A 17,627-nucleotide genomic window follows, 5' to 3' on the forward strand; every position below is an offset into this window, starting at 1 on the left:
TCCTGCAGGGTCGATGGCGCATTTCGCGCTTTGGCCGTGGCACGGATTTGCCCGAGGTCTGAAACGGCGCACACCATGTCGCAATTGCATGATCGTACCGGCGCTCCGTGCCTATTTTCCGGAAGAAGATGTTGGGTGCGTCGCCTCTTGGGGGGACGAGAATTGGGAAGCCGGTGCAAGACCGGCGCTGCCCCCGCAACGGTCAGATCCGCAAGGCCTTTCGCCAGCGGCCACCGGACAGGACGGGTCCGGGAAGGCGGCGGAAGGTCGGGGCCATTTGCCCCGGGCGGGCCGAGCCCGGAAACCAGCCCGACATTGCGCCGAACCGCGGGTGGCGGTGGTGGCGGCACCCGGTCCCCGTGCGTCCTCGCGGGGCCTGTGCCGTCCTGCCGTGGCCCAACCCCATTTCCCCGGGTGCGTCCCGGTCAAGGAGGCTAGCCATGGACGTTCAGGCCAAGGCACGAGACATGCTCAGCCGGCGCAAGCCCGGCCACTCCCTCGAGCAGGGTTTCTATACCGATCCGGAGATCTTCGCTCTGGACATGGAGAACATCTGGTATCGCGACTGGCTGTTCGCGACGCCGGCGGCCGCCATGCCCAAGGGCGGCAGCTATGTCACCCACAAGGTCGGCCCCTACCGCGTGATCATCGTGAAGGGACAGGACGGCGAGATCCGCGCCTTCCACAACACCTGCCGCCACCGCGGCTCGATCCTGTGCAAGGCCGACAAGGGCAACGTGGCCAAGCTGGTCTGCCCCTACCACCAGTGGACCTATGAACTGGACGGCCGCCTGCTGTGGGCCCGCGACATGGGCCCCGATTTCGACGCCGCCGCCCATGGGCTGAAGCCGGTGAACTGCCGCACCGTGTCGGGTCTGGTCTATATCTGCCTGGCCGACGAGGCGCCCGATTTCGACGCCTTCGCCGCCACCGTCGCCCCCTACCTGGACGTGCATGACCTGGGCAACGCCAAGGTCGCTCACCAGTCCACCATCGTCGAGAACGGCAACTGGAAGCTCGTGTGGGAAAACAACCGCGAGTGCTATCACTGCGCGGGCAACCACCCCTCGCTCTGCCGCACCTACCCCGAGGATCCCACGATCACCGGCGTGGCCAAGGACGGCACCTTCCCGCCCAAGGTCGAGGCGCATTTCCAGCGGCTTGAGGCCGGCGGCGCGCCCTCGCGCTTCCAGATGGCCGAAGACGGCCAGTACCGGATCGCCCGCATGCCGCTGCTGGACGGCGCCGAAAGCTATACCCTGAACGGCAAGATCGCCGTGCAGAAACGTCTCGGCCGCGTGCCCTTCCTGGATGCCGGCACCCTGCTGAAGTTCCACTATCCGACCACCTGGAACCACTTCCTGTCGGATCACTCGATCACCTTCCGGGTGACCCCGATCAGCCCGACCGAGACCGAGGTGCAGACCACCTGGCTGGTCAACAAGGACGCGGTCGAAGGCTTGGATTACGACCTGGAGAACCTGAAGACCGTCTGGGAGCATACCAACGACGAGGACCGCCAGGTCGTGGAGGACAACCAGCAGGGCATCAATTCCCCTGCCTATGTCCCCGGCCCCTACTCGGAAACCCACGAGGACGGCGTTCTGCAGTTCGTCGACTGGTACTGCACGACCCTGGGCAACCGGATCGACCCGGTCAGGCTGGCGGCGGAATGAACGTTCCCAACCGCTCCCTCGCCCAGCCGATCAATACCTGGGACGGCTCCGCGATGCTGGAATGCGTCGCGGTGCTGCCCGAGGCGCCCAATGTCGTGACCTTCAGCTTCGCCGCCGAAGACCGGTCGATCTTCTCCTACCTGCCCGGCCAGTTCGTCACGCTTGAACTGCCGGTGCCGGGCGGGCCGCTCTATCGCACCTACACGATCTCCTCCACGCCCTCGCGGCCGCTGTGCCTGACGGTGACGGTGAAGGCGCAGGAAGGGTCCATCGGCACCCGCTGGATGCTGGACAACCTGAAACCGGGGATGAAGCTGAAGTCGACCGCCCCGGGCGGCACCTTCACCAGCCATCACCACCGGGCGGAGAAGTACCTTTTCATCTCCGCGGGCTCCGGCATCACGCCGATGAAGTCGATGACCACCTGGTTCTACGACACAGGGCGGCCCTCGGACATCGTCTTCGTCAACTGTGCCAAGCGCCCGTCGGAGATCATCTTCCGCGAGACGCTGGAACACATGGCCTCGCGCACCGACCAGCTGAAGCTGAAGTGGGTGGTCGAGGAAAGCGACCGCTTCCGTCCCTGGGCGGGCTACGAGGGCTTCTTCAACCAGCTGATGCTGGGCCTGATTGCCCCCGACTACCTGGAGCGGGAAGTGTTCTGCTGCGGCCCCGAGCCCTTCATGCAAGCCGTCCGCGAGGCGCTGCAGGGCCTGGGCTACGACATGGAGAAGTACCACCAGGAAAGCTTCCAGGCGCCGACGCCCGCACAGGCCGAGGACTACGCCGAGGACGACGTGATCCCCGACGAGGACACCAAGGCGCAGGTCCACTTCGCCAATTCCGATGTCACCGCCACCTGCGCGGAAACCGACACCATCCTGTCGGCGGCGCGCGGTGCGGGCCTCAACATTCCCTCGGGCTGTACCTTCGGGGTCTGCGGCACCTGCAAGATCAAGAAGACCAAGGGCGACGTGCACATGGTCCACAACGGCGGCATCACCGACGACGACATCGACGAGGGCTATATCCTCGCCTGCTGTTCGCATCCCATCGGCGAGGTCGAGGTCGAGGTCTGATCCCGGACCGGTATCTGCTGACCCCCGGCCCTTCTGATCCACTTGGCGGGCGGCCCTTGGGTCGCCCGTTTTCCGTTTCGCACCGCCCTTCCACCTTTGCCCCGCCCGGCCGAGCGCCTATAGCGGGGGCGTGACGACGGGGGCGCCGCCCGCCCCCGACAGGCAGGCAGGAGGCAGGACATGGATGCACCCCACTTCGAGGAACGCGCGCCGCACGAGGCGGGCTTCGCCCGGCTCTACGAAGGGGAGATCCTGCCCCTCTACCGCAGCAGCCGCGAGCAGGCCCGGACCAAGGCGGGCAAGGCCCGGCTGCAATCGCGGGTGGTGCTGGGGCTGGGCGTGGTGGTGGCGGGCCTCCTCGTCCTGGTCCATCCCTTCGAGGGGGACACGCCCCGCTGGCTTGTGCCGGTGATCGTCGCCGTGGTCTTCGCCATCATCGCGGGCGTGATCGTCCAGCAGGCAAAGGCCAGCTTCAACCGCCGCATCAAGGCGCAGGTGGCCCCGGTGCTGGCGCGCCACCTGGAGGTGGCCGAGTTCATCGCCAAGCCTTCTCACGGCTACCTGGACCTGCACGGGCTGCACAGCCTTCAGATCCTGCCGCGTTTCAGCGACATCCGCATCGAGGACGGCATGGCCGGGCGTTGGCGCGAGGTCGGCTATCGCCTGGCCGAGGTCACCCTGCGCCGGCGCCGCCACAGGACCAAGGACGACAATGGCCCCAGGTACGAGCGGGTCTTCAAGGGGTTGGTCCTGGAGGTCGAAACGCCCGTCGACATGCCCTGGACCATCTTCGAGGCCGGACCGCGCGGCATGCTGGGCGGTTTCAAGAAGGCACTGCTGGCGGCGCGGGGTCTGCGCCCCGTGGACTACGGCCTGGGCGATACCGCCCCCTTCCGCGTCTATTCCGAGGCCCCCGAGCGCGCGCAGGACCTGGTGCCGCCGCTCTTCCTCGATACGCTGGTAGAAATCGCCTCGGACCAGGGCGCGCAGGCCCGCCGGATCGAGGCCGGTTTCCAGGGGCGCACCTTCCACCTCTGCCTGCGCCGCAGCGAGGATTTCCTGGAGCTGAACGCCTATGACACCGACCCGCAGGCCTTCGCGCAAAGCTGTCGCGCCGCACTGGCGGACATGGCCCTGCCGCGGCGGGTCATCGACCTGCTGATCGACGGACCCGCACGGGGCTAAGGCCGTGGCTGAGGAGGCTCAGTCTGCGGGGAAGCGACGGCGCGTGCGGTTGGCGAAGGCCACCAGCGACAGCATCACCGGCACCTCGACCAGCACGCCCACCACCGTGGCCAGCGCCGCGCCCGAGCTGAGACCGAAGAGCGAGATCGCCACGGCCACGGCCAGTTCGAAGAAGTTCGAGGTGCCGATCATCGCGCAGGGCGCGGCGATGCGGTGCGGCACCTTCAACAGGAAGGCCGCGCCATAGGCCAGGGCGAAGATGCCGTAGCTCTGGATCAGGATCGGGATGGCGATCAGCCCGAGGATCGACCAGGGTTTCACCCGGGCGGAAAACGCCTCCACCGCGTCCTGGCTGCCCAGCATCCGCCGTGTCGCCAGCCCCGCCAGCAGCGGCAGCACCACATAAAGGACGGTGGCCAGCAGCAGGGTCTGCCAGGGCACCGTGATCTCGGTCACGCCCAGCAGGAAGGCCACGATGGGGGCGAAGGCCACGATCATGATCAGGTCGTTCACCGAGACCTGCACCAGCGTGTAGGTGGCATCGCCCCGCGTCAGCTGCGACCAGACGAAAACCATGGCGGTGCAGGGCGCCGCGCCCAGCAGGATCAGCCCGGCGATGTATTGCGACGCATCCTCGGGCGCGATCCAGGGCGCGAAGACATGCTCGAAAAACAGCACTGCCAGCAGCGCCATGGTGAAGGGTTTGACCAGCCAGTTCACCACCAGCGTCACCAGCAGGCCCTTCGGCTGGCGCGCCACGCCGGCGACGGCGCCGAAATCGACGTTGACCATCATCGGATAGACCATGGCCCAGATCAGCACCGCGACGACGAGGTTGATCGAGGCGACCTCGGCCCCGGCGACCAGCTGCACCAGCCCAGGCGCAAGAGCGCCGATCGCGATGCCCGCGACCATGGCCAGGAAGACCCAGAGGGAAAGGTAGCGTTCAAAGGCGCCCATGGCGCCCTCCTGCGGCTCGGTGGTGCGGGTCACGGGCGAGGTCTCCTACGGGATACGAAAAAGGCGGCTGCCCCGGAGGCAGCCGCCTTTGTGATCATGAAGTTCGACCCGAAGGTCAAGCGGCCTTGGCCGCTCAGGCCTGGGCGCCGCCGCCCGCACGCCGACGGGGCCGCCGGCGCTTGGCACCGCCCGGCTTGGCCCCAGGCGCGCCGTGGCCACCGCCCGACGCACCGCGCGGCTTGCCACTGGCGCCACGACCGCGGCCGCGACCACCACCGGACTTGCCGCCCGGTTTCGGCGGCGCCACGCGGGGCGAGCCCGGGGCGACGCCCGGATGCGGTTCGCCCGCGGCGACAGGGATGTCGATCTTCATCAGCTTCTGGATCTGGCGCAGCAGATCGGCCTCTTCGGGCGCGCAGAAGGTATGCGCCTCGCCCTCGCGACCGGCGCGCGCAGTCCGACCGATGCGGTGCACGTAGTTGTCGGGCACCTCGGGCAGTTCGTAGTTGATGACATGGGCCACGCCCGGAATGTCGATACCGCGCGCCGCCACGTCGGTGGCGACCAGGATGTTGATCGACCCGTCACGGAAGGCCTTGATGGCACGGTCGCGCTGGCCCTGGCTCTTGTTGCCGTGGATCGAGGCGGCGTTGTAGCCATCGGCCACCAGCCCCTTCATCAGCTTTTCCGAGCCGTGCTTCGTACGCCCGAAGACCAGCGTCAGCGCGCCGGGATCGCGGTCCAGGATCTCGCGCAGGCGGGATTGCTTCTCGGCCTTCTGCAGGAAGTGGACCGACTGGGTAATCTTGTCGGCGGCCTTGCCCGGGGGCGTCACCTGCACCCGCTCGGGGTTGTCGAGGTAGGCGCGCGACAGCTCTTCCATCTGCTTCGGCATGGTGGCCGAGAACAGCATGGTCTGGCGCGGCGTGCCCAGGTGCGGTGCGATACGGCGCAGCGCATGGATGAAGCCCATGTCGAGCATCTGGTCGGCCTCGTCCAGCACCAGGTTGCGGGCGGTCGACAGGTCCACCGCGCGGCGGTCCATCAGGTCGATTAACCGGCCCGGCGTCGCCACCAGGATGTCACAGCCGCGTTCCAGCATGTTGATCTGGCGGTTGATCGACTGGCCGCCGACGACGGTGCGCACCTTCAGGCGGCTGCCCTCGGCGTAGATCTTCAGGTTGTCGGCGATCTGGTTCACCAGCTCGCGCGTCGGCGCCAGCACCAGCGCCTTGACGGAGCGCGGCTGCGGCTTGCCCTGCTGTTCCAGCAGGCGGTGCATCAGAGGCAGGCCGAAGGCCAGCGTCTTGCCGGTGCCGGTCTGCGCCAGGCCCAGCACGTCACGGCCTTCAAGGGCCAGCGGAATGGCCTTTTCCTGAATGGGGGTCGGCGCTTTCAGGCCGGCTTCGGCCAGGCGCTCGGTCAGTCCCGGCGCCAGGCCGAGATCTTCGAATTGGGTCACGTATGATCCTTTCACCCGCGGCGGGCGATCCCGCGCGGAAACGTTGGATCCCCGCCCGGACCGGGCGAGGCATGAGGGTGATGCGGATCCGTACATGAGCGCCTTCGCGCCTCGTGGCCCGCGTCGAGAACCCTGCGTGATGGGGAACCGGGGGAGATACGGCTGATGCGCCCCTCGTTGGGCGCGGCATGCTCACGCAGCTGCGCAGCCGTGACGCTCAAATGGCGGCTTCTGGGCCTTTTGTCAACTCGCCGCGGTGCGGAAAGCGCGAAGTGGGCGGCGGGGCCCACCCTGAAAACATGACATTTCCCATTTCACAAAGGTGCAACTGAGAGGCAATTGATACCCATTAGGTATCAACACATGCCTCCCCGATCATTGTGTTTGCATCTTTCCGCGGTCACCTTCTGCAGCGACCACGTAGGGAGGAACCTGATGCGTAATATCACACTCGACAACATTACCGACGCCGTCATCAAATCCATGGATGGCGACATTCCCGCGCGCAACCGCGAGATCATGCAGGCCGCGCTGAAGCATATGCACGCCTTCATGAAAGAGGTGAACCTGACCTACGACGAATGGCTGGGGGCCATGGAATGGATGCGCCGCGCCGGCGAGATTTCCAGCGAGGCACGCAACGAATTCATCCTGATCTCGGACATCCTGGGCGTCGAAGTGCTGGCCGACATGCTGGACAAGAAACCCACCCATGACGAGACCATCTCGACCGTGCTGGGCCCGTTCTACCGCGAAAACCCGCCCGTGCTGCCGAAGGGCGCCTCGATCATCCAGAAGGATTTCGAAGGCCAGGAAACCGTCCGCGTCTCCGGCACCATCTACGACACCGAAGGCAACCCCGTTCCGGGCGTGACCATGGATGTCTGGGAAGATGCGCCGAACGGCCTGTACGAACAGCAGGACCCGGATCAGCCGGACTTCAACCTGCGCGGCCGCTTCGAGACCGACGAGAACGGCCAGTACGAGTTCGTCGCCATTCGCCCCGTGCCCTATCCCATCCCCTATGATGGCGCCGCGGGTGAGCTGCTGAAGTACATGGGTCATCACCCCTGGCGCCCCGGTCACATCCACTTCATGATCTCCAAGGACGGCTACAAGGGCCTGATCTCGCAGATCTACGACAGCGAGACCGAATACCTGGACAACGACAGCGTCTTCGCCGTGAAGGAAGACCTGATCGGCAAGCTGGAGAAGGCCCCCGAGGGTGCCGACACCGATCTGGTGATGACCTTCGACTTCAAGATCCGCTCGAACGCGCTGGTCGACAGCGTCGCCGCCGAGTGAGCCCTTCGGGCAGGCGTTTCCCCTTCGCCTGCCCGTCCTGTCGCCGCGCCCCCTTCGGCGCGGCGTCTTTTTCTGATTTCCCCGATTTTTCGAGCCCGGAGCCGCCATGAACAGCCCCCGCATCGCCGCCCCCGATCCCGCCGCCGCCACCGGCGACCTGATGCAGGCCACGGCCGTGCGCCGGATCACCGCGCGGATCATCGAGGCGCCGACGCGGCGCAAGCACAAGCTGTCCAATACCTCTGTCGCCCACCAGGGCTATATCTTCGTCGAGGTCGAGCTGGAAAACGGCGTGACCGGCCATGGCGAGGGCTCGACCCTGGGCGGTCCCCGCTGGGCGGAGGAAAGCACCGAGGCGATGAAGGCCAATATCGACGCCTATCTCGCCCCCGCCCTGCTGGGTCATCCCGCCTGCAACCTGGAACAGGCCGCCACGCTGATGGCCCGGGCCTGCAAGCGCAACTATGCCGCCAAGTCGGCTATCGACATGGCACTGCTGGATGCCACCGGCAAGACTCTGGGCCTGCCCGCCCATGTCCTGCTGGGCGGCGCCCGCGCCAGCTCCTTCTCCGCGATCTGGGCGCTGGCCTCGGGCGATGCGGGCCAGGAGGTCGAAGAGGCCAAGGGCATGATCGAGAAGGGCTGGTTCAACCGCTTCAAGATCAAGCTGGGCTTTGCCGATCCGGCCACCGACCTGAACCGCCTCGCGGCGCTGCAAAAGGCCCTGCCTGCCGGCACCGACATCATCGCCGACGTTAACCAGGGCTGGTCCGAGGGCGATTTCATCCGCTACCTGCCGCGCCTGGTGGATCTGGGCGTCAGCCTGGTGGAACAGCCCCTGCCCGCCGACCAGATGGCCGGCATGGCCCGCGCGGCCGATCGCTCTCCGATCCCGATCATGATGGATGAGGGCGTCTTCACCCCCGCCGAGGCCTTCGACGGCTGCACCCGCGCCGCAGGCTCCGTGCTGTCGCTCAAACTGTGCAAGCACGGCGGCGTCCACGCCCTGAAACAGGTCGCGGGCATCGCGGATGCGGCGGGCGTGCAACTCTATGGCGGCTGCCTGCTGGAAAGCTCCATCGGGGCGGCGGCGCATCTGCAGGTCTTCGCCACCCTGCCCAAGCTGCACTGGGGGACCGAGCATTTCGGCCCCAAGATCCTGATCGAGGATCTGGTGACCGATGGCCTGCGCTACGAGGACTTCCGCGTGCATCTGCCCGAAGGCCCCGGCCTCGGCATCACCCCCGACCCCGAGCGCATCGAGCGTTACGCCCGCAAAGACTGAAGGGACATCCGATGACCAACACCCTTGCTGCCCGTTTCACGGAGATGGGGCAGATGCTGGCCGCGAAACCGCATCTGCTGCGCCTCGGCGCGCTCTTCTCCGAGACCCTCCTGATCGAGGTCGACGGCAACGAATACTACCTGACCTTCCACCGTGGCCAGCTGGAGCGCGTCACCGAAGGCCCCAGCCGTCAGACCCCCTGGCGCTTTGCCCTGCGCGTCGATGGCGAGGCGCTGGCGAAATTCTGGGAGCCGGTGCCCGAGCCCTGCTTCCACGATATCTTCGGCTTCGTCAAAACCGGGCGCGGCCGCATCGACGGCGACATCCTCGCCCTGGTGAAGAACCTGCGGTTCTTCAAGGAATTCATGGCCCTGGGCCGCAGCCAGGAGGTTTCCGCATGAGCGTCGCATATGAGCCGATCACCGGCCGTTACCTGACCATCGAGGTCGCAGGCCGTCCCGTCCGCATCTACATCGAGGAAGCCGGTCAGGGTCAGCCCGTGATCTGCTTCCACACCGCCGGCGCCGACAACCGCCAGTGGCGGCATATCATGAACGATGCGGAACTGACCGCGAACCACCGCTTCATCGCCCCCGACCTGCCCTGGCACGGCAAGTCGCTGCCGCCCGAAGGGTTCGAGGAAGAAGAATACCTGCTGACCACCGAGGTCTACGTGGAAACCGTGTTGAAGCTGGTAGAGGCGCTGGAACTGGAAAACCCGATCTACGCGGGCTGTTCCATGGGCGGGCGGATCGCCCTGCAACTGGCGCTGCACAACCCCGACCCCTTCAAGGGCTTCATCGCCATCGAGGCCAGCGACTTTCAGCCCGCCTGGTACGACATCGACTGGTTCCACCGCCCCGACGCCCATGGCGGCGAGATGGGCGCGGCCCTCGTCAGCGCCAATATCGCGCCGCAAGGTCCGGCGGCGGATCGCTGGGCGACCCAGTGGATGTTCATGCAGTCCGGCCCGGGCGTTTTCCGGGGCGATCTGAACTTCTACACCCGCGACGACAGCCTGGTGGGCAAGCTGGGCGGGATCGACACCGCCAAGACGCCCGTGCACATCATGGTCGGCACCTACGACATGACCTGCACGCCGGAGGATGCCCGGCGCACGGCCGAGCAGATCCCCGGCGCCACGCTTGCCGTGATGGAAGAGATCGGGCATTTTCCGATGAGTGAAAACCCGGCCACCTTCCGTCCGCATTTCGTCGAGGCTCTCGCGAAGATGGGCTGAGGCGGCGAAAGCAGCTACCCTTGGACTTCAAACGTCTGAAATACTTCATCGCCGTGGCCGAAGAACTCCACTTCGGCCGCGCCGCCGCACGCCTAGAGATGGCGCAGCCGCCGCTGTCGCGCCAGATCGCGGCGCTGGAGGACCAGCTGGGGGTGAAGCTGTTCGATCGGGCGCGCAACCAGGTGCGCCTGACGGACGCGGGCGCGGTGCTGCTCGATCGTGCGCGGGAGATCCTGGCGGACCTCGACAGCGCCTATCGTGAGACCCGCCAGGTCGGCCAGGGGCGCGCCGGGCGGCTGCGCATCGCCTTCGTCGGCTCTGCCACCCACGGGCCGCTGCCGACCTTCATCAAGTCCTACCGCTCCCACTACCCGGAGGTGGACCTGTCGCTGTCGTCGATGAACAATGCCGAGCTGGAACGCTCGCTGATCCAGCGTGACATCGACATCGCCGTGGCGAGGCCCCGCCTGAAGGGGGATGAGTTCCGCTCCGCCCTGCTGATCCACGAGCCGCTGATCCTCGCCCTGCCCGACAGCTCGGAGGCGGCGCGCAAGACGGGGAAGCTGCAGCTGTCCGACGTGGCGGGCGAGACCTTCGTCCTCTACCCTCGCCGCCCGCGCCCCTCCTTCGCCGATCATATCCTGCAGACCTGCGCCGATGCGGGGTTCGTGCCCGCCGAACAGGTCTTCGCCCAGGACTACCAGACCGCGATCTCGCTGGTGGCCGTGGGGGTCGGCGTGGCCATGGTGCCGCGAAGCGTCTCCTTCTCGGCCCGGTCCGGCGTGACCTACCGCGACTACGAGGGCAACAACCCCGGCACCTCGTTGACGGTGCAGGCGCGGCTGGACAACCGCAAACCGCAGGTGACCAACTTCTTCACCCTGCTGGCGCAGTTCACCCGCAAGGCCCGCCTGCCCGAGGCCGCGAAGCCGCCGCAGGCGTAACCCATCAGGCTTCCCTGATCGTCACCCCCTTGGGTGTCAGGGCACCTGCGCGCGCTGGAAGGCATCGCTCCATCGCGTCAGGAGCTGGGCGCGGCGATTGCGATCCAACGCCACCAGGAGCGCGGGCGTCAGCGGGATCGACCGGCGCGCAGAAGGCGCCAGCCCGGTTTCCGGGGCCGCCATGTCCGCGACCAGCCCCGCCGCAGCCAGCATGCCCTGCGCCTCGGGCGTCAGCAGGAACTCCAGCAGCCGCCCCGAGGCCTCGGCGCGGTCTGCGCCCCTGGGGATCATGTAGCCGCGCGACAGGACCAGCGTGTAATCCTCGGGCAGGATGGTGCCCACCTCGTCGCCGGCCGCCGCCGTGGCCACGTAGGAGCCCAGCACGTTGTAGGCGATCAGGTAGCGCCCCTCGGCCACGCCGCCGATGATCTCCGCCGAACAGCAGGTGGCGACGGCGCCGACGCGGGCGAAAGCCTCCAGCATGGAGCCGAAGGTCGTGGCCTCCAGGCTGTCGGCATAGGCGAAAAGAAAGCCCAGGCCGGATTCGGCAATGTCGTAGGTGGCGATGCGCCCCCGGTAGCGGTCCGGCTCGGCCCGCAGGGCGTCCAGCAGGGCGAAACGGCTGCGCGGCACCTCGTCGCCAGCCAGTAGCCGGGTGTTGTAGACGACCACCGCGGGCTCCATCGTCACGCCCCAGAGCTCGTCCCGCCAGCGTCGCGTCTCGGGCAGCGCCTCGGTCGCCGGCGAGCGATAGGGCGTGGCGCAGGCGGCGTTCACCAGCCAGACCATCTGTTGCACGGCGGAGGAGAAGACCGCATCGGCCACCGGCCCCTCGCCCCGACAATCGGCACGGGAACGGTCGAACAGCGCGTTGGATCCCCATTGTTCATAGGTGACGGTGAGCTCCGGATTGCGCTCCGCGAAGCGGGCGATGACCGGACCCAGAATGGCGATGTCGGTGGTGGAGCGCAGCAGGAAGGGCGTGTCTCCGCGTCCGAAACGCGCCGTCGCCTCCTGCGCGGCAAGCGGTGCGGGCAGGAACGACAGGCAGGTCAGGGCAAGCATGGCAAGACGGGCGATCATGGGGTCTCCTCCCCGGGGGCGGCGGGCAGATCCAGCGTGGCGCGGAAACCGCTATCGGTCTGCCCCAGATCGACGCGCCCGCCAAAGGCCTCGGCCACTGCCGTCACGATGGAAAAGCCGATGCCCGTGCTGCGCTCGCCACTGCCCGACGAGCGGTTGAACCGCGTGCCAAGCTTCTCGACGACCTCCGGCGCGGGCCCCGGCCCCGCATCCTCGACCCAGAGCTGGGCGCGCGCGCCTCCGCCCGCCACGCCCATGGTCACCGGCGCCTGCCCATGGGCCAGCGCATTGGCCAGCATGTTGCGCGCCGCCTCCCCCAGGGAGAAGGCATCGGCCATGACCATCACCGGGTCCTCGCCGATCTCCAGCCGCAGGTCGGCCCCCGGCGACAGGGTGGCATGGTCGTCCTCCTCGAAGATCTCCAGCGCCACCTCGCGCAGGTCCACGGCGACACGCGGCAGGCTGTCGGTGCGATGCACCACCAGCGCCCGGCTCAGGAGCTGGTCCAGCAGCCGACCCAGCGACCGCGTACGGATCAGCAGCCGGTCCAGCGCGCGCTCGCGGGTGGCACCGTCGCCCTCGGCGCGCGCCGTTTCGGCCTGCACCCGGATGGCCGCGACCGGCGTGCGCAGCTGGTGCGCGCTGTCGGCGATCAGGTTGCGCATCGCCGCGAACTGCCCCTCCAGCCGGCCCATGAAACGGTTCATGGCCCCCACCATCACCTGCAATTCCGACGGCAGACCGGCGACAGGCATCGGCGTCAGGTCGTGCGGGTCCCGTCCCGCCAGGTCCTCCGACAGGGCCTCCAGCGGGCGCAGGGCGCGGCGCAGGACCAGGGCGGCGATCCCCATCAGGACCAGCCCCGCCAGCGCCATGGGCAGCAGGGCATTCAGCATCAGCTCGGTGGTCATCGCCTTGCGGGCGCGCAGGGTCTGGCCCACCGTCACCTCCACCGGGCCGGAGAAGTCGCGCTCGACAAAACGCCGGGTCAGGCGGACGAAACGCGCGGGTTCACCGTGCAGGCTGGCCTCGAAGTAGCTGACCCCGGGCTCGCCGGCCTCCGGCACCGCCACCGGCGCGCGGGCGTCGAGCCCGGTCACCAGCTCTCCGCCCGGGCCGTGGACGGCGTAGTAGATCCGGTCGTCCGGGGCCTGCGCCAGCAGCTGGAAGGCGGACACCGGTAGATCGACGAAGGGTGCGCCATCCTGCACCCGGATCGCCTCCGCGATGTCGCGGGCGGCGCCCAGCAGGATCCGGTCATAGGATTGCCGCGCCGCCTGCTGACCGTTCCACCAGATCGAGCCTGTCACCAGCACGCCGCCCAGCAGGAGGATCACCAGCACCGCCCCCAGCACGCGGGAGGCCAAGCTGCGCGGCGGGGCCAGCAGGTCAGCCATCGACGGCGATCCGGTAGCCGACACCGCGCTGCGTGGCGATGCCCACCCCGCTGCCGGCGAATTTCTTGCGCAGCCGCGCGATGTAAAGCTCGATCGCGTTCACGCCGACATCGGTGCTGTCGAAGCCGTAGAGGGAATCGTAGAGCCGCGCCTTGGACAGGTATTGCCCCTGGTGGCGGATCAGCATGTCCAGCAGCGCCGCCTCGCGCCGGGTCAGGTCCAGCGGCCGCCCGTCCAGCGTCGCGCTGCGGTCCTTGGGCGCGTAGCACAGCGCGCCCAGCTCGATCTGGCCCTCTTTGCGGTCCGCCTCGCGGCGCACCAGCGCGCGCAGCCGCGCCTCCAGCTCTCGCTGATCGAAAGGCTTGCCCAGGTAGTCGTCTGCGCCCTGGTCCAGCGCCTCCACTCGATCGTCGACCGAGGTCAGCGCGGTCAGCATCAGCACCGGGGTGCGGTCGGCGGTGGCGCGCATCCGACGCAACAGCGACAGGCCGGACCCGTCGGGCAGGTTAATGTCTAGGATCAGCGCGTCATAGCGCTGCACGGCGCGGAAATCCTCGGCCTCCTCCAGGCTGGCCGCCAGGTCGCAGACCACCCCCGACCGGCCCAGATGAGCCACCACGCCCTCCGCCAGATCCTCGGCATCCTCGACCATCAATACGCGCATTCACACACCTTTCACACCTGCGGGCCTGGGGGCGTTTGTCGCCCCGAACCGTCGCCCTGCCCTTCCTGTCATGATGACAGGTTCATGACAGGTCAATCAGTTATTCATGTCCGGCCCGCAGGAAGAAGGTCCAGGCCTCACCTTCCTGGCGGGCGAAAATGCCGGCGCAGGGAGAGTGCCGGCAGTTCTGAGGAGACACACATGAAATTCTTCGCCCCCCGTGGTGCCATTGCCGCCATCGCCCTGTCGCTGAGCGCGGTTGCCGCCCAGGCCCAGGAAAACCCCGAGTGCATCGCCCCCGCCAACCCCGGCGGCGGCTGGGACTTCACCTGCCGCCAGGTCGGCAAGTCCATGCAGGACCTCGGCCTCATCGACAAGACCATGCAGGTCGTCAACCTCGCCGGTGGCGGCGGCGGCGTGGCCTTTGCCGAGGTCGTCAACAAGCGTGGCGATGACAACGACCTGATCGTTGCCGCTTCCTCCGCCACCGCGACCCGCCTAGCCCAGGGCGCCTACCCGGGCAACACCATGGACGAGGTCCGCTGGCTGGCCTCCATCGGTGCCGACTACGGCGTGGTCGCCGTGGCCGCCGACAGCGAGATCGAAACGCTGCCGCAGCTGCTTGACGCGATCAAGGAAGACCCGACCTCGACGTCGGTCGCCGGCGGCTCCGCCGTGGGGGGCTGGGACCACCTGAAGGTGCTGATCGCCGCGGATGCCTATGGCATCGAGGACGTGCGCCAGGTGAAATACATCGCCTTCGATGGTGGCGGCGAGGCCGTGACGCAGCTGCTGGCCGGCTCCGTCCAGGCCTTCACCGGCGACATCTCCGAGGCCAAGGGCTTCGTCGACAGCGGCGACATCAAAGTCATCGCGGTTCTGGCGCCCGAACGTCTGGATGGCGAGTTCTCCGAGATGCCGACCGCCCGGGAACAGGGTGTGGACGCGATCGGCGCCAACTGGCGCGGCTTCTACGCCCCCGGCGGCATGAGCGACGAGGCCTACGACGCCTGGGTGTCGAAGATCGCCGACCTCTACGCCTCGGACGAGTGGAAAGAGATCATGGCCGCCAACGGCCTGGCCCCGCTGGACCTGCAGGGCGCCGACTTCGAGGCTTTCGTCTCGGACTCGGTCGCGCAGATCCAGTCCATCTCGCGTGAAATCGGGATCATCAAGTAAGATCCCGTCCCGCCGGCCCTCCCCCCCTCTCGGGGCCGGTCCCACGGGCGCCGCGTTCCTCCCGCGGCGCCCAATCCCTTCGCTTCCTTCCCTCCCTGACACCCGCAAAGGAGACCGCCATGAGCGATCGCATCTTCGGTGTCGTCGGCATCCTCCTCGCCATTGCCTTCGCCCTCTCGGCGCTGGCGATCGAGGAAAGCTTCCTGTCGGACGCCGTCGGCCCCAAGGCCTTTCCCCTGATCATCGCCGCCGTGCTGGGCCTGTCCAGCGCCGCCATCGCCCTGCGCCCGGACCCGGAACCGCAATGGCCCGCCCTGGGCCGCCTGGTCGAGGTCGGCGCCGCCGTCGTGGTGATGATCCTCTACGCCGAACTCCTGCCGGTCGCGGGCTTCGTCATCGCCACCGCCTTCGCCGCCACCTACCTGGCCTGGCGCCTGGGGTCCGGCTTGCTGGGCTCGATCGCCACCGGCGTTGGCACCTCGCTGGGCATCTACGTCATCTTCCACCTGGTCCTGGGGCTGTCGCTGGCCCGCGGCCCGCTGGGTTTCTGAGGAGCGCACAATGGACATTCTCGCATCCCTCGGCGACGGCTTCGGCATCGCCCTGACCTGGCAGAACCTGGCACTGGCCCTGCTGGGCTGCTTCCTGGGCACGATCATGGGCGCCCTGCCGGGCCTCGGCCCGTCGAACGGCGTCGCCATCCTGATCCCGCTGGCCTTCACCATGGGCCTGGGCGCCACGCCCTCGCTGATCCTGCTGACATCGGTCTACTACGGCGCCATGTACGGGGGGCGGATCAGTTCGATCCTGCTCAACATTCCCGGCGATGAACCGGCGATGATGACATGCCTCGACGGGCATCCGATGGCCAAGAAGGGCCTCGCCGGCGAGGCGCTGTCGCTGTCGGGCGTTGCCTCCTTCGTGGGGGCCTTCATCGCCACCTGGGGCCTGATCCTGCTGGCCCCGCAGCTGGTGAAGATCGCGCTGCTGTTCGGCCCGGCCGAATACTTCGCCCTCTTCGCCCTGGCCTTCATGACCCTGGGCGGCGTCAGCTCGACCAACCAGGCGAAATCGGCCTTTGCCGCGGCCCTGGGCCTGGGCCTGGCCACCATCGGCGTGGACACCCAGACCGGCGTACCGCGCTTCACCTTCGGCGAGGTGCACCTCTACGACGGCCTCGACTTCCTCGTCGCCATCGTCGGCCTCTTCGCCCTGTCCGAGGTGTTCATCTTCCTCGAAAACCGCCATGGCGGGAACGCGGACGGATCCAAGCTGAAGATCGGCAAGCTGTACCCGCCGATGTCGATGCTGAAGGCCTGCACGCCGACCATGCTGCGCACCTCGGTGCTGGGCTTCGTCGCCGGGGTCCTGCCGGGTGCGGGCGCCTCGCTGGGCAGCTTCATCAGCTATTCGATGGAAAAGCGGCTGGTCGACAAGGAGAAGACCTTCGGCACCGGTGATCCGCGCGGCGTCGCGGCTCCCGAGGCCGGCAACAACGCCGCCGCCGGTGGCGCCTTGGTGCCGATGCTGGCGCTTGGTGTTCCGGGCTCCGGCACCACTGCCGTCCTGCTGGCCGTGCTGCTGTCGCTGAACATCACGCCCGGGCCGCTGCTCTTCTCGCAGAACCCGGATGTGGTCTGGGGCCTGATTGCGGCGCTTTTCATCGCCAACTTCATGCTGCTGGCGATGAACATCCCCATGGTCGGCCTGTTCACCCGCATCTTGATGGTGCCCTCGCGCGTGCTGATGCCGATCGTGGCCATGGTCAGCTTCGTGGGGATCTACGGCATCTCCGGCTCCAGCTTCGACCTGCTGGTGATGATCGGCTTCGGCGTCATGGGCTGGGTGCTGCGCAAGCTGGACGTGCCGCTGGTGCCGATCATCCTCGGCACGCTCCTGGGCAACTCGATGGAGAACAACCTGCGCCGTGCCGTGACCATCGACAACGGCAACTGGTGGACCCTGTTCGACAGCCCGCTGTCGCTGGGCCTCTGGGCCATCGCCATCGTGGGCTTCGTCCTGCCGCTGTTCTTCGGCCGCAAGGTCAAGGCCAGCATGCACGAGCGCCGCGACGAGGAAGGCTCGATCAGCGACTGAGGCCCCTCGGTCCGATTTGAAAACCGCAAAGGGCGGGAGCGCGCAAGCCTCCCGCCCTTTGTCGTGCGCCT

16 protein-coding genes and 1 riboswitch are annotated in these 17,627 nt (G+C 67.7%); of the genes, 11 read left to right on the forward strand and 5 right to left on the reverse strand.

The window, feature by feature from the left end; translation table 11 throughout:
• Positions 1-116: 116 nt before the first annotated feature.
• A riboswitch (cobalamin riboswitch) is annotated at positions 117-328 on the forward strand.
• A 112-nt stretch (positions 329-440) separates the two neighbouring features.
• From LC066_RS02625 to LC066_RS02635, 3 genes are all read left to right on the forward strand, one after another.
• Entirely contained in the window at positions 441-1,676 is a 1,236-nt protein-coding gene (locus tag LC066_RS02625; protein ID WP_224896421.1) for an aromatic ring-hydroxylating oxygenase subunit alpha, read from the forward strand.
• Positions 1,673-2,755 (forward strand): hybrid-cluster NAD(P)-dependent oxidoreductase, encoded by a 1,083-nt coding sequence (locus LC066_RS02630; RefSeq protein WP_224896422.1) that lies wholly within the window; start codon positions 1,673-1,675, stop codon positions 2,753-2,755. Before LC066_RS02625 ends, LC066_RS02630 begins: the two co-directional genes overlap by 4 nt.
• A gap of 180 nt (positions 2,756-2,935) precedes the next feature.
• The gene (locus LC066_RS02635; RefSeq protein WP_224896423.1) at positions 2,936-3,940 is read left to right on the forward strand and encodes a hypothetical protein; all 1,005 of its coding nucleotides are present in this window, start codon (positions 2,936-2,938) and stop codon (positions 3,938-3,940) included.
• Between the two features lie 18 nt (positions 3,941-3,958).
• Here LC066_RS02635 and LC066_RS02640 read toward each other — a convergent pair whose 3' ends face one another.
• Together LC066_RS02640 and LC066_RS02645 are read right to left on the reverse strand one after the other, a co-directional pair.
• Positions 3,959-4,900: an arsenic resistance protein gene (locus LC066_RS02640; RefSeq protein WP_224896724.1), complete on the reverse strand. Its 942-nt coding sequence runs from the start codon at positions 4,898-4,900 to the stop codon at positions 3,959-3,961.
• A gap of 133 nt (positions 4,901-5,033) precedes the next feature.
• Entirely contained in the window at positions 5,034-6,362 is a 1,329-nt protein-coding gene (locus LC066_RS02645; protein ID WP_222474543.1) for a DEAD/DEAH box helicase, read from the reverse strand.
• A gap of 435 nt (positions 6,363-6,797) precedes the next feature.
• On the opposite strand from LC066_RS02645, the gene LC066_RS02650 reads away from it, so the two are divergent.
• The 5 genes from LC066_RS02650 to LC066_RS02670 all read left to right on the forward strand — a co-directional run bounded on the left by LC066_RS02650 (position 6,798) and on the right by LC066_RS02670 (position 11,136).
• Positions 6,798-7,667, forward strand: a complete 870-nt coding sequence (locus LC066_RS02650; protein WP_222474544.1) for a dioxygenase — start codon at positions 6,798-6,800, stop codon at positions 7,665-7,667.
• 106 nt (positions 7,668-7,773) lie between these two features.
• On the forward strand, positions 7,774-8,952 hold the full coding sequence (locus tag LC066_RS02655) for a muconate/chloromuconate family cycloisomerase (RefSeq protein WP_222474545.1): 1,179 nt from the start codon (positions 7,774-7,776) through the stop codon (positions 8,950-8,952).
• Between the two features lie 11 nt (positions 8,953-8,963).
• Positions 8,964-9,353: a hypothetical protein gene (locus LC066_RS02660; protein WP_224896424.1), complete on the forward strand. Its 390-nt coding sequence runs from the start codon at positions 8,964-8,966 to the stop codon at positions 9,351-9,353.
• Positions 9,350-10,192 (forward strand): alpha/beta fold hydrolase, encoded by an 843-nt coding sequence (locus tag LC066_RS02665; RefSeq protein ID WP_224896425.1) that lies wholly within the window; start codon positions 9,350-9,352, stop codon positions 10,190-10,192. Before LC066_RS02660 ends, LC066_RS02665 begins: the two co-directional genes overlap by 4 nt.
• 20 nt (positions 10,193-10,212) lie before the next feature.
• On the forward strand, positions 10,213-11,136 hold the full coding sequence (locus LC066_RS02670; protein ID WP_224896426.1) for a LysR substrate-binding domain-containing protein: 924 nt from the start codon (positions 10,213-10,215) through the stop codon (positions 11,134-11,136).
• A gap of 36 nt (positions 11,137-11,172) precedes the next feature.
• On the opposite strand, the gene LC066_RS02675 is transcribed toward LC066_RS02670, so the two are convergent.
• Genes LC066_RS02675 through LC066_RS02685 form a run of 3 tightly spaced genes read right to left on the reverse strand, consistent with a single transcriptional unit; the run spans position 11,173 to position 14,280 of the window.
• Positions 11,173-12,219 carry an ABC transporter substrate-binding protein gene (locus tag LC066_RS02675; RefSeq protein WP_224896427.1) on the reverse strand — a complete coding sequence of 349 codons (1,047 nt, stop codon included), beginning with the start codon at positions 12,217-12,219 and terminating at the stop codon, positions 11,173-11,175.
• Entirely contained in the window at positions 12,216-13,616 is a 1,401-nt protein-coding gene (locus LC066_RS02680) for a sensor histidine kinase (protein ID WP_224896428.1), read from the reverse strand. The genes LC066_RS02675 and LC066_RS02680 overlap by 4 nt, the downstream gene beginning before the upstream one ends.
• Positions 13,609-14,280 (reverse strand): response regulator transcription factor, encoded by a 672-nt coding sequence (locus tag LC066_RS02685; protein ID WP_222474550.1) that lies wholly within the window; start codon positions 14,278-14,280, stop codon positions 13,609-13,611. Before LC066_RS02685 ends, LC066_RS02680 begins: the two co-directional genes overlap by 8 nt.
• 201 nt (positions 14,281-14,481) lie before the next feature.
• Between LC066_RS02685 and LC066_RS02690 the strand changes: the two genes are divergently transcribed.
• The 3 genes from LC066_RS02690 (at position 14,482) to LC066_RS02700 (ending at position 17,556) form a co-directional block, all read left to right on the forward strand.
• On the forward strand, positions 14,482-15,459 hold the full coding sequence (locus tag LC066_RS02690) for a Bug family tripartite tricarboxylate transporter substrate binding protein (RefSeq protein ID WP_224896429.1): 978 nt from the start codon (positions 14,482-14,484) through the stop codon (positions 15,457-15,459).
• A 119-nt stretch (positions 15,460-15,578) separates the two neighbouring features.
• On the forward strand, positions 15,579-16,010 hold the full coding sequence (locus LC066_RS02695; protein WP_224896430.1) for a tripartite tricarboxylate transporter TctB family protein: 432 nt from the start codon (positions 15,579-15,581) through the stop codon (positions 16,008-16,010).
• A gap of 10 nt (positions 16,011-16,020) precedes the next feature.
• Positions 16,021-17,556, forward strand: a complete 1,536-nt coding sequence (locus LC066_RS02700; protein WP_222474553.1) for a tripartite tricarboxylate transporter permease — start codon at positions 16,021-16,023, stop codon at positions 17,554-17,556.
• Positions 17,557-17,627: the final 71 nt, after the last annotated feature.

This window comes from Pseudooceanicola marinus, from assembly GCF_020177265.1.
Classification (GTDB): Bacteria; Pseudomonadota; Alphaproteobacteria; order Rhodobacterales; family Rhodobacteraceae; genus Pseudooceanicola; species Pseudooceanicola marinus_A.